Annotated in this window: 11 protein-coding genes and 1 pseudogene; 10 read left to right on the plus strand and 2 right to left on the minus strand. The window is 43.7% G+C overall.

Going from position 1 to position 12,251, the window contains the following annotated elements:
* Positions 1-29: 29 nt before the first annotated feature.
* From H9653_RS01295 to H9653_RS01305, 3 genes are all read left to right on the plus strand, one after another.
* Positions 30-1,715 carry a nitrite/sulfite reductase gene (locus H9653_RS01295; protein ID WP_068405368.1) on the plus strand — a complete coding sequence of 562 codons (1,686 nt, stop codon included), beginning with the start codon at positions 30-32 and terminating at the stop codon, positions 1,713-1,715.
* Positions 1,708-2,304: a DUF934 domain-containing protein gene (locus H9653_RS01300; protein WP_191689859.1), complete on the plus strand. Its 597-nt coding sequence runs from the start codon at positions 1,708-1,710 to the stop codon at positions 2,302-2,304. Before H9653_RS01295 ends, H9653_RS01300 begins: the two co-directional genes overlap by 8 nt.
* 67 nt (positions 2,305-2,371) lie before the next feature.
* Positions 2,372-3,010, plus strand: coding sequence for a phosphoadenosine phosphosulfate reductase domain-containing protein (locus H9653_RS01305; RefSeq protein WP_191689862.1), 639 nt, complete (start codon positions 2,372-2,374; stop codon positions 3,008-3,010).
* Between the two features lie 94 nt (positions 3,011-3,104).
* Here H9653_RS01305 and H9653_RS01310 read toward each other — a convergent pair whose 3' ends face one another.
* Positions 3,105-3,848, minus strand: coding sequence for an SDR family NAD(P)-dependent oxidoreductase (locus tag H9653_RS01310; RefSeq protein ID WP_191689864.1), 744 nt, complete (start codon positions 3,846-3,848; stop codon positions 3,105-3,107).
* A 134-nt stretch (positions 3,849-3,982) separates the two neighbouring features.
* Here H9653_RS01310 and H9653_RS01315 point away from each other — a divergent pair.
* From H9653_RS01315 to cysG, 3 genes and pseudogenes are all read left to right on the plus strand, one after another.
* Positions 3,983-4,731 (plus strand): annotated as a pseudogene (locus H9653_RS01315) (IS5 family transposase).
* Between the two features lie 271 nt (positions 4,732-5,002).
* Positions 5,003-5,953 (plus strand): acyltransferase, encoded by a 951-nt coding sequence (locus H9653_RS01320; RefSeq protein WP_191689866.1) that lies wholly within the window; start codon positions 5,003-5,005, stop codon positions 5,951-5,953.
* Positions 5,954-6,211: 258 nt separating this feature from the next.
* On the plus strand, positions 6,212-7,822 hold the full coding sequence (gene cysG, locus H9653_RS01325) for a siroheme synthase CysG (protein WP_191689868.1): 1,611 nt from the start codon (positions 6,212-6,214) through the stop codon (positions 7,820-7,822).
* A 212-nt stretch (positions 7,823-8,034) separates the two neighbouring features.
* On the opposite strand, the gene H9653_RS01330 is transcribed toward cysG, so the two are convergent.
* Positions 8,035-8,400, minus strand: coding sequence for a MerR family transcriptional regulator (locus H9653_RS01330; protein ID WP_191689870.1), 366 nt, complete (start codon positions 8,398-8,400; stop codon positions 8,035-8,037).
* Between the two features lie 86 nt (positions 8,401-8,486).
* Here H9653_RS01330 and H9653_RS01335 point away from each other — a divergent pair, with 86 nt between their 5' ends.
* The 4 genes from H9653_RS01335 to H9653_RS01350 all read left to right on the plus strand — a co-directional run bounded on the left by H9653_RS01335 (position 8,487) and on the right by H9653_RS01350 (position 12,231).
* Positions 8,487-9,365 carry an alpha/beta hydrolase family protein gene (locus H9653_RS01335; RefSeq protein ID WP_191689872.1) on the plus strand — a complete coding sequence of 293 codons (879 nt, stop codon included), beginning with the start codon at positions 8,487-8,489 and terminating at the stop codon, positions 9,363-9,365.
* Between the two features lie 61 nt (positions 9,366-9,426).
* Positions 9,427-9,735 (plus strand): hypothetical protein, encoded by a 309-nt coding sequence (locus H9653_RS01340; RefSeq protein ID WP_225211549.1) that lies wholly within the window; start codon positions 9,427-9,429, stop codon positions 9,733-9,735.
* Positions 9,736-9,809: 74 nt separating this feature from the next.
* On the plus strand, positions 9,810-10,334 hold the full coding sequence (locus H9653_RS01345) for a PaaI family thioesterase (RefSeq protein ID WP_031944047.1): 525 nt from the start codon (positions 9,810-9,812) through the stop codon (positions 10,332-10,334).
* Between the two features lie 379 nt (positions 10,335-10,713).
* The gene (locus H9653_RS01350; protein WP_191689874.1) at positions 10,714-12,231 is read left to right on the plus strand and encodes an exonuclease SbcCD subunit D C-terminal domain-containing protein; all 1,518 of its coding nucleotides are present in this window, start codon (positions 10,714-10,716) and stop codon (positions 12,229-12,231) included.
* Positions 12,232-12,251 lie beyond the last annotated feature (20 nt).

The following is a 12,251-nucleotide window of genomic DNA, read 5'->3' on the forward strand; positions in this document are numbered from 1 at the left end:
TATGTTTCAAACAAAATTGAGATTACGTCATGTATCAATATAATTACGCTGACCAAACCTTGGTAGAAGAACGAGTCGCCCAGTTTCGCGACCAAACCGAACGGTTTTTGGCAGGTGAGCTGCCAGAAGAGCAGTTTTTACCGCTGCGTTTACAAAATGGGCTATATATCCAGCGCTATGCACCGATGCTACGTATCGCCGTGCCTTATGGCTTGCTGGCAACCTATCAATTACGCAAATTGGCGGAGATTACCCGTAAATATGACAAAGGCTACGGCCACTTTACCACCCGTACCAATATGCAGCTGAACTGGCCAAAACTTGAAGAAGTGCCAGATATTTTGGCAGAATTGGCATCGGTGCAAATGCACTCGATCCAAACCTCGGGCAACTGTATCCGTAATACCACCACCGACCCTTATGCGGGTATTCATAAAGAAGAGATCGCCGATCCGCGTCCTTATTGCGAGATTATTCGCCAGTGGTCAACCTTTCATCCGGAATTTGCTTTTTTACCGCGTAAATTTAAAATTGCCGTCATCGGTACGGCAAAAGACCGCGCGGCAACGCAGGTGCATGATATCGGACTGCATTTAAAGAAAAATGACGCAGGCGAGCTTGGCTTTGAAGTGATAGTTGGTGGCGGTCTTGGGCGTACGCCCGTGATTGGCAAAACCATTAATACATTTTTACCACGCCAGCATCTGCTCAGCTATTTAGATGCGATTTTGCGTGTCTACAATCTGCATGGTCGCCGCGACAATAAATTCAAAGCGCGTATCAAGATATTGGTCGATAGCATGGGCGGCCCTGCGTTTGCCAAATTGGTCGATGCCGAATGGGAAGCCAATATCAAAGATGGGCCGTTGACCTTGACCGATGCCAACTTTGACAAGGCCAGCAGCTATTTTACTGAGCCTGATTATCTTAGCTTTGATGCGCTACAGGTACAGTCGGACTTGCAGCAGCAACTAGAGGCTGATAAAGACTTTGCCAATTGGTATCAGCAAAATACCGTGGCGCATAAAATCGCAGGCTACCGCGCGGTGGTCATTTCGTTAAAAGCGGGCTTGGTCGACGGACGCTACGTACCGTCAGGTGATATTACTGAGTCGCAAATGGACGCCCTCGCCGACCTCGCTGACGAACATAGCTTTGGCGAGCTGCGCGGCACTTATCAGCAAAACCTGGTCTTTGCCGATGTACAAACCAACCGCTTGTACGAGCTATGGCAGCAGCTGGCGGCGCTACATTTGGCCCGTCCAAATATCAACACCCTAACCGATATGATCGTCTGCCCAGGCTGGGATTTTTGCTCGCTTGCCAATGCCACAACCCACAATATCGCTGAGCAAATCGAAAAACAGTTTAATGATCTCGACTACCTTTATGACTTAGGTGAGATTCGCCTCAATATGTCTGGCTGTATGAATGCCTGCGCCCATCACCATACCGGCGATATCGGTATCCTTGGGGTCGATAAAAAAGGTGAATACTGGTATCAAATCAGCCTTGGCGGTAACTCTAGCAACGACGCCAAACTCGGTAAGATATTGGGCAAGGCTGTACCAACCGATGCCGTAGCAACGACGATACAAAAGATAATCGACGTCTACCTTGAGCAGCGCGTCAGTAATGACAATGATGTCGAAGGCTTTGGTGACTTAGTTGACCGTATTGGTATTGCCCCTTTTAAGGAGAAGGTCTATGGCTAATCATCATGTGTTCAATAGCGATGGCACCGATATCAGTGAGACTGACACTTGGCTTGCGCTTAGCACCAATGAGCTGCCTGATGGTATTACCCTGACCGATATATCACTGCTAGAGCTGCTGCAAAAACAAGAAAAACTCGAAGTCGTTTTACCGCTTGCTGATTTATTAGATGCTAAAGGCAATATTGCAGGCGGACTACTATTACAAGTACGTGAATTGTTAGCCAAGCATATCAGCCGTACCGGTGTCTGGGTGACATCCGATAGCGACACCGAAGTGCTGACGCGTATTCCAGAGTTTTTATTACAGCAAGATTTGATTGTGATTCACGTTCCCGCTTTCACGGACGGACGTGGTTTTAGTTACGCCCAAACCTTACGCCAAATGGGCTATCAAGGCGAGATTCGTATGGCTGGCAAGTTTGGCCGCGATCAAATCGCCTATCTGCTACGCGCAGGCGCCGACAGTTTTGTGATAAGTGCGCATGATTTGCACTCTATTTCTGATATCAGCCAAGCATTTAATGCGCTTGCCAGTAGTTATGACGGTCGTAACGCCGCCGACCTACCGATGTTTGCTGGTGCTTAATATTCATAGTCACCACTCTACTTATTATCAATCATTTATATATTTTTTTACCCTTAAGGAATCCATCATGAGCCAATTACACCCAAATTTAGATATCGATCAAGCCAACCAAGAATTAAAAGGTAAATCACCAGAAGAAATCGTCGCATGGGCGCTTAGCCAAGCTAAAAACCCCATTATCACCACCAATTTCCGCCCATATGAGTCCGCGATTTTGCATTTGGTTGCTAAGCAGCGCCCTGACATCACGGTATTGTGGGTAGATTCAGGTTATAACACCGATGCGACCTATCAATTTGCCAATAAAGTTATCCGTGACTTAAACTTAAACGTTATCACTTATATTCCTAAGCAAACGGCTGCCTATCGTGACGCAACCATGAACGGTATCCCAGGCATTGATAATCCGCAACATGATGAATTCACTGATCAAGTAAAACTTGAGCCATTTCGCCGTGCGTTAGATGAGCTAAAACCTGATGTCTGGTTTAACGCCATTCGCAAAGATCAAACTGAATTCCGCCAAGGTCTTGATGTGCTTAGCTTATCAAAAGATGGCGTGTTAAAAGTTGCACCTTTATTTGAAAAAACAGACGCGGATTTAGACGTGTATCTTGAAGAGCATGATTTGCCTAACGAGTTTGATTACTTTGATCCAACCAAAGTTGAAGAAAGCCGTGAGTGTGGATTGCATACGCAGCTTTAAGCTTTATTCTTAACCTGTGAAATTAAAAAGCCCTCTTATTATTTAAGAGGGCTTTTTACACTTAGATAGCTTAAGATTATAGCTTTTCAGAACGTTATTTACGACCGAGAACCCAACCACCATCCATAAAGACGTTCGAGCCGTGCATATAGTTTGAGTCATCAGACGCCAAAAATACCGCGAGCGCTGCAATCTCTTCGGGCTTGCCAGCACGCTTAGCTGGTATACGATTTAAGCGCTCATCGTCAATACCATCGGTCATAGGCGTTTCGATAAAGCCCGGCGATAGAATATTTACTTTGATCCCTTGACTGCCAAAATCAAATGCCAACTGTTTGGTAAATCCTAACACCGCATGCTTGGAAGTCACATAAGCAGAACCACCGGGGCCTGCCATTTGCGTGGCTTGTGAGCCAACATTGATGATAACTCCACGTCCTTGCTTGATAAAGTGCGGAATCACCGCTTTTGAGGCGAGGTATGGCGCTTTGACATTAATTGCCATCAATTTATCGTATAAGTCTTCTTCTAACTCGACAGCATTATCATAAGCGTCATGGATGCCAGCGCCATTATATAAAATGTCAATTTGACCATAACCTTCTAAGGCTTTATCAACTACCGCTTCAATCTCTGCTTTTTTGGTCACATCGGCATGCACAAAGAGAGCGTCTTGACCTTTATCCGTCATGTCTTTGACAATGCGTTTGCCGTCTTCTTCATCGCGACCCGTGACGACGACCTTTGCCCCTTCATCGGCATACGCTTTTGCAGTCGCTTCGCCTAGTCCTGAGGTACCGCCAAATATAATAGCCACCCTGTCTTGTAATTTCATCATGTTCATCCTTGTTTTTTATATTGTAAATAAAACTTTTTTCTATCTGATCACATCTAGGGCGTGTCATCAATTAGCATAGATATTTCAGAATAAGCTATACTTAGATCGTATTTAGGAATTTGAGCTCAATGACTATGACAAGACGACATGCCCTACGTGATGACCAATGGGAGAGAATTAAAGACATTCTACCTGGTAAACCAAGTGACGTTGGTGTTACTGCAAAGGATAACCGCTTGTTCGTAGAAGCGGTTCTGTACCGTTACAAGACCGGCATACCTTGGCGTGACCTACCTGAACGCTTTGGCGACTTCAGAGTGATTCATACTCGTTTTAGTCGCTGGTCAAAAAAAGGCGTATGGGAGCAGGTTTTTAATCAACTCTCTGAACAATCCGATGACGAATATGCCATGCTAGATGCCACGATTGTTAAAGCCCACCAGCACAGTGCTGGAAAAAAAGGGATCAAGCCATTGGACGCAGCAAAGGTGGACTGACGACTAAAATACATACTCGAACAGATGCATTAGGCAATCCTACTGGCTTTTATCTAACAGGTGGCGCAGCTCATGACCTGTGTGGCTCAGATGAATTGCTCGATGTCAGTATTAGTCAAACGTGGCTTGCCGATAAAGCTTACGATGCTGATGCCCGTGTTATTGAACCGATTAAAGCAGTGCAAGGTAATGCAGTTATACCATCTAAGTGTCATCGGCTGCAGCCAAGAGACTTCGATAAAGAGCTTTATAAAGCACGGCACCTAATAGAGAACTTCTTTGCCAAGATTAAGCAGTATCGTGCGATTGCCACTCGCTATGACAAGTTAGCCTGTCATTTCTTAAGTGCGGTTCATCTAGTTTCTTGTGTCGTTTGGCTTAATTGATGACACGCCCTAGGTTAGACATTTTTAATCAGCCAATAACTGGCACTTATCTAGCCTTTTAGTTGCATAAATAACGTTTTCTTAACGTTTTATTGGCTAACATTAAGGTATTCTATGGCTTCAAAGCTGGCGCAACATCACATTAAACGTTAAGCCAACCTTTTAAAGCTAAACTATGGACGAAGCTGCCCGTCGTTGCGGCTACCTGTGCGCCTTTTTATCATCAAGCTCGATCATGGCTTTGCCACACTCATCAATACGGATATTTGATATGCCTTTAATAAAAAAAATCGATTCATTCTATGAAAAACTGCATGATAAATTGCCAGCTGTCGGCAAGGCCGCTTCTTTTTTGACGGGTACTGGCGTCCTCACTGCCAATAGTGCGTTGGTTGGTCTACCGGTCTGGACTATGGGCGCGGCGAAAGTATTGACTGGGTCAAAACTGACCGATGATGCCTTAATTGCAATTACCAAATATTGGATTAATACTAATAATGCCGTTATCGACCACGCATTACCTCATAAAGACTGGCGCATCAACCTGCCCGATGATCTAAGCGAAGATAAGCAGTATCTCTTGGTCAGTAACCATCAGTCGTGGGTCGATACCAGTATCGTGCAATATATCAGCCAAGACACCCTGCCTCTAACAAGGTTTTTCACCAAGTTTAATTTGATTTATATTCCCGTTATCGGTCAAGCCTTTTATTTCTTAGACTTCCCAATGATGCGCCGCCACTCTAAAGAAGCGATTGCCAAAAATCCTGCCCTCAAAGGTAAGGATATCGAAGAAGCAAAGCGCGCCTGTCGTCAATTAAAAAACAAACCTTTTGCGCTATTAAACTATTTAGAAGGCACGCGCTTTACGAAAGAAAAACATGATAAGCAAGGCTCACCTTATGAGCATTTATTAAAACCACGCGCTGGCGGGTTGTCATTGGCGCTTAATGCGTTAGGCAATGAATTGGATTCGATTTTAGACGTGACTATCGTCTATCCCGACGGTGCGCCTGACTATGATGATTTATGGAAAGGTAATATCCGTCGCTTGGGCGTCGATGTGACGCGCTTAACCATACCGGACGAGTTATTTGCGGCCATTATGGATGGTGGCTATGACCGTGATGAAGCCACTAAAAAAATGATGTTTGATTGGCTCGAGGACATTTGGCAACAAAAAGATGCGCGTATTACTAAGATGCTAAGTGAGTTTGAGTAGACTTTGGCAGTACGTTAAACTCTATCCATGTAAATATAAGATTTAGAATCCACATCAGCCACAAGCTTAAAAGTGAGCTTGTGGTTTTTTTCTGCCACGTTTCTACGTTTTTATTCCCCAGCTATTCCACATCTTAGCAAAAACCATCAGCAACATGACAAAAACGAATATGTTAATGCCAATTCACTGCATGAGACGCAGCGCGTGATACCGCATAATGATGACATATTTTATATTGACTGAATCATTGGTGAAGCTATGAACACCTTTCCGCTATTTTTTAAATTAGAAGACCGCAAAGTACTGATCGTTGGTGGCGGTGATGTCGCGCTACGTAAAGCAGACTTACTCAGGCGCGCTGGTGCTGCGATCACGATTCTTGCACCAACTATCAGTGCTGAAATACAAGCTTTGCTCAGCCATACTAAGGACAAAGCCAAGCACGAACTGATTTATGAAAACTACAATCAAGCTTATATGACTGGCGCACGCGTTATTATCGCCGCTACCGATGATGAAGCGCTCAATCATCAGATTCACGCTGATGCCAGCGAGCTGAATATTCCCGTTAATGTGGTTGATACGCCGCATTTATGCGACTTTATTTTCCCAGCCATCGTTGATCGTAATCCAATTGTGATTGGCATATCATCCAATGGCAAAGCGCCGGTGCTGGCACGTTTACTGCGCGCACGTTTAGAGACGTTAATCCCGCAAGGTTATGGCAAATTGGCCAAGCTGGCTGGTGACTTTCGGGATGAGGTAAAAACCAAAATCCCAACGCTGACAGGACGTCGTCAGTTTTGGGAGCGCGCTTTTGAAGGTGAAGTCAGTCAGCTGATGTTTGCTGGTAATGAAGATGCAGCAGCGGCGCGACTGCAAGCGGATTTAGATAACACTGCATCCGCTATCAATGAAAAAAGTACAGCAGATAATACATCTACAGAATCTCACACCGTAAAAAATCCAATGGGTGAAGTTTATATCGTCGGTGCAGGCCCCGGTGATCCAGAGCTGCTGACCTTTAAAGCGCTGCGCCTCATGCAGCAAGCCGATATCGTCTATTATGATGCGTTAGTATCACCGCAAGTATTGGATTTATGCCGCCGCGATGCTGACAAAGTATTTGTCGGTAAAAAACGTAGCAACCATGCCGTCGCTCAGCTTGGCATCAATGAGCTGCTTGTCAATAGTGCAAAAGAAGGTCGCCGTGTGGTGCGTTTAAAAGGCGGTGATCCCTTTATCTTTGGCCGCGGCGGTGAAGAGATTGAAAGCTTGCGTGCGCATGGCGTCCCTTATCAAGTTGTGCCTGGTATCACTGCTGCTAATGCTGCTGCAAGTTATGCAGGTATTCCACTCACGCACCGTGACCACTCACAATCAGTGCGTTTCGTTACAGGGTTTTTAAAGGCTGGCGCGCCCAATAGCAACTTTAAAAGCTTTTTAAACACTGATGAGACGGTGGTGTTTTATATGGGTCTACACTCGATGCCGCGCTTGACTGAAGGCTTGATTGACGCTGGGCGTAGTAGCGATACCCCAATCGCCATCGTCTCTAATGCCAGTATGCCCAATCAGCAAGTATTAACTGGTACGCTTGCCAATATTGTTGAATTGCAAGAACAAAATCAGCTACCCACGCCTGCTCTGCTGATTATGGGAGATGTGGTTGGACTGCATCATGATCTGGCTTGGTATCATGTAGACAATGAGCAAAACAACGAAAATGCTGCTGATACCGATGACAATTGGTTGCGCGGTGGCAAGACAGCGGCGGCAAAAGCCCCTACTAGCCAGCAAGCACATGCGCTATCAATGGTCGCTAATTTGGCAACCGCTGGTGATGTGGAGCAATTAGTCATTGGCTAAGTGCGATTAAGGTCAAGCGACTATCGAGATTGTAGAGAGCATCAAAAACCTCTATGACGTTGACATAATAATAGTTTGTTAAAGGTATACCTATGAGGAGCCAATCAGGTACTTTCAATGGTTTGGTACCCTAGTGAGGACTTGAAGAGACCATCCCAGATTCTGTGTAACTGACGTTTAGATTAAATACTTACACAAAATTTAGGAAGGTCTCAAAGCGCCAACTTATCCTTATATTCACACATACCTTTTAATGCACTATCGATTAACGTTTTCATCTTAGACAGTTCTGAAATTTTAATTTCTAGCTGTTTGTTTTTTTCTAGAAGCTTTTCACCCATTTGTGATTGCGTCAGGTTGTTTGAATACAATAGCTCTGTTAGCTCTCTAATCTCTTTTAAGGTGAAACCTAACTCCTTCGCCATAATAATCATATTGAGCTGTTCCACAATCCTGTTATCGTAATCTCTATAACCATTAGATTTTCTAGATGGTGACGAAATTAATCCTTCCCTTTCGTAAAAACGGATCGTATCTCTGCTTAGTCCGACTGTTTCAGTTAATTCTTTTATATTCATTATCGAGCACCCTCAATTAACGCTTGACTATGGAGTAATGTCCATAGTTTATAGTAGGCGTTAATTAACAACAAGTAGGTTCTTTTATGGATATAAATATTCTGACGGACGACAACGTCGAGCTGCGTGCAACCCTCTATAAAGCGAATAACCCTAAGGCCGTTGTTCTAATAAATCCAGGAACCGCTACTAAAACTTCTTATTATTTGCCGTTTGCTAAATACTTAAGAGAGCATGGTTTTCATGTCATTCTTTGGAACTATAGAGGGTTTTGCGATTCTAAAATAAGTCATCTAAAGGAGTGTCATTATCAGTATTCTGATATCGGACGGTACGACATTCCAGCTGTTATCGATACAGCCAAGCGCCTGTTCAATGACTTACCCTTGTATTGCGTAGGGCATAGCGCTGGAGGTCAACAAGTTGGCCTTGCTCATAATGCTGATCAATTGGATGCTTTAATCGCAGTGGCTGTCTCAGCAGGATATTTTAGCTATATGCCGATTCGCTATCGCCTTAAAGCCAATTTCTTTTTCCGTTTTTTAGCACCGCTTAGTAATAAAGTCTTTAATTATGTGCCGGCTAAAAGCTTCAAACTCATGGAAGATTTGCCAGCTGGTTTTACAGAGGAATGGGGTGCTTGGTGCCGAGAAAAAGAGCTGTTTTTCTCAGATAAATTCTATGGAAAAACCATTCCCCTTGGTACTTACAAAAATTTTAATGTGCCAACTTTCGTCTTCACTGCCGATGATGATGAAATCTGTACTGAACGCAACCTGCATAATTTTTGGAAAAATGTGACCAGCGATCGACCTATCACTTTTAAACGCTATAGCATTGGCAGGGGCTCAGACCAATCAGTTGGACATTTTGGCTACTTTAGAAGTAAAAACACTCATATTTGGCAAGATATTTTAGAGACGATCAACAAGGTACATCATGATAAACCGTTACAAACACTATAAAACCCTGATTTTCATTGTATTACTTAATGTGTTTTCGAGCATTTTACACTATGTTCATAATGTGATTCATTTCGATCACTATCCTGAGCCTGATTGGTTATCTCCTCAGCTTGTAGATGCCTTCTGGTTCGTCATGACACCAATTGGTATCTATGGCCTGATTGTGGCTGTCAAAAGCCAGATGACCAAAGGACGTTGGTGGCTTTATTTGTACGCCTTAATGGGGTTGTTGTCGTTACTGCACTACAACATAGAGACTGATAATATCATGACTGTTACCATGCACAGTCTTATCTGGTTTCAAGCAATTTGTGCCTTTTGGCTAATCGCCTATGTAACGATGTACTTTAAAAATAAAAGTGGGCATTAAGAGTACTAATTGGTGAAACTTTAGCCTTTATAAAAATAGCCTAACCTCTTATTTATCGTTTTAAGGAATTGAAAATGAATGTCGAAGAAACAATAGCAACATGGGAAGCAGAAGAAGCACGTATTAGAGAAAAGCTAGGTAACGCTGATGTTATTCCATTATCAGACTTAACCACTCGCAGTGGTATGGATATTTTTAATGCTATGTTTGCAGGAGAGCTGCCTCATCCTCCTATTGGTCTAACGCTCGACTACACTCCTATACATATGGAAAAAGGTATTGCCGTTTTTCAAGGGCGTCCAAAGCGTCATCATTACAACCCATTGGGTACAGTCCACGGCGGCTGGTTCTGCACGCTTTTAGATTCCGCTGTTGGCTGCGCTGTCCATACCCTTTTGCCAGCAGGAAAAACCTACACAACTTTAGAGATAAAAGTAAATATGGTGCGAGCTTTGACAGTGGCAACACCTTTAGTACGGGCTGAAGGCAAAGTCATTCATGCTGGTCGGAGAACAGCGACTGCTGAAGGCAAAATTGTAGGGCCTGATGGCAAATTATATGCCCATGCCACCACAACCTGCATCATTCTTGATGTTTAGATAAAATTTTTGATCGTTAATAGCTTTTAAACCAAAGAAAAATGCTAAGAATATAATGGATATTATATGGGTATACCCCAAGGGAACCAGCTATTTCACCCTTCAAACCTATTAACAGACTACTTAAAACAGACTGTTATTATGGAACTACTAATAATAGACCGCTAGACTTTTTTAACTCTTACTCTTATGACATTACCGATACCCATTTCTTGCATTTGATGAGCATTTTACTGACCAAAGTTGAATTTACTCATCAATGCTGAATAAGTCTTTCCGTCTTTTTCACAGTGAATCAACCATAAGGTTATAAGCACAGCAAACCGCAGCAATTCTTGCTAGAATAATCGCAGTCTTCTAACCATTATTAAGTTCACTTATGCCTGCATTTGCTATTAAACCGCTTACTATTCTTCATACCTCCGACTGGCATTTGGGACGCAGACTTTATGGGCGCATGCGTTATGAGGAATTTGAAGCCTTTTTAAGTTGGCTACAAGAGACCATTAGCGCGCAAAAAGTGGACGTACTTATCGTAGCCGGCGATATCTTTGACACCATGACGCCAAGTAACAGAGCCCAAGCGCTGTATTATGAGTTTTTAGGTAAAGTATCAAAATTGTGCTGCGAGCATATCGTCATCGTCGCGGGCAACCACGACTCCCCGACTTTTTTAGATGCTCCAAGTAAAGTCTTAAAGTTTCTAAATGTCCATGTCATCGGTACTGCTTGTGACGATTTAAATGATGAGGTGTTGGTTTTAGACGCGGTTGATGGCACACCGCATTGTATTATCGCCGCTGTGCCCTATCTGCGCGACCGCGATGTGCGTGGTAGCCATGCTGGCGAGTCTATGGATTGCAAAGATGCCAATGTTATCAAGGGTATTCGAGCGCATTATGATGAAGTGGCTAGCATTGCCAAAGCAAGACAGGAGCATTTAAGCAACGCCCATCAGCGCCATATTCCTATTATCGCGACGGGGCATTTATTCGCCGCAGGTAGTAAGACTACAGAAGATGATGGCGTGCGCGATCTCTACGTCGGCTCGCTCGGTCAAATCTCCGCTGACATGTTTGATGATGGCTTTGATTATGTGGCACTGGGGCATTTACACGTGCCGCAGCGCGTCGGCGGCTGTGAGCATATCCGCTATTCAGGCTCGCCTATCGCCATGGGTTTTGGCGAAGCAAAGCAGCAAAAACAAGTGTTGTTGGTAGAGTTTGGCGAAGTAGAAAAATCTTTGTCTGATGAGAGTACTATTCTTCAGCCTGCCAATACCACAAGTAAGGTTGAAAAAGTCGCGAAAAAAGCAGTCATTCAAACGCCTGAATTTATGGATGATTTATTTGGCTTTGTTGAGCAAGAAGAAAGCGCCGCAATTAACGTCAATGAAGAACCCTTTACTCAGTCAAAGGCGATGCAGCTTGATTCCACTTTTACAACGTCTGATTTAACTTCCCAACGACTGCATCATGATGAGTTACGGCAAATGCAGGTAATCTCGCTGCCGATTCCTTGTTTTCAAAAATTGGCGCAGATAACGGGTGATTTGACGACCATCGCTGCTACGATAAAATCATTAAAGTCCTCAGAGTCTATTTGGCTAGAAGTGATTTATGACGGTTATGAAATCGTCAATGAGCTGCGTGAAGAAGTGAATGCCATGATTGAGGGTTTAACTTGCGAAGTGTTAAAAATCAAAAATACGCGCACCTACAATAAAGTCCTCAATCAGCAGCAATCTTCTGTAACCTTACAAGATTTAAATGAGCTTGATGTGTTTAATAAATGCTTAGAAATCAATGGCATTGCCGATACCCAAAAAGCCTCATTACGCAGCGCCTATCAGCAGATACTCCATAATATCTACCATGATGACGCTCAAGCTGAATAAATGAGCGCTGAGCGCGGCAT

The organism is Psychrobacter communis, from assembly GCF_014836505.1.
Lineage (GTDB): Bacteria > Pseudomonadota > Gammaproteobacteria > Pseudomonadales > Moraxellaceae > Psychrobacter > Psychrobacter faecalis.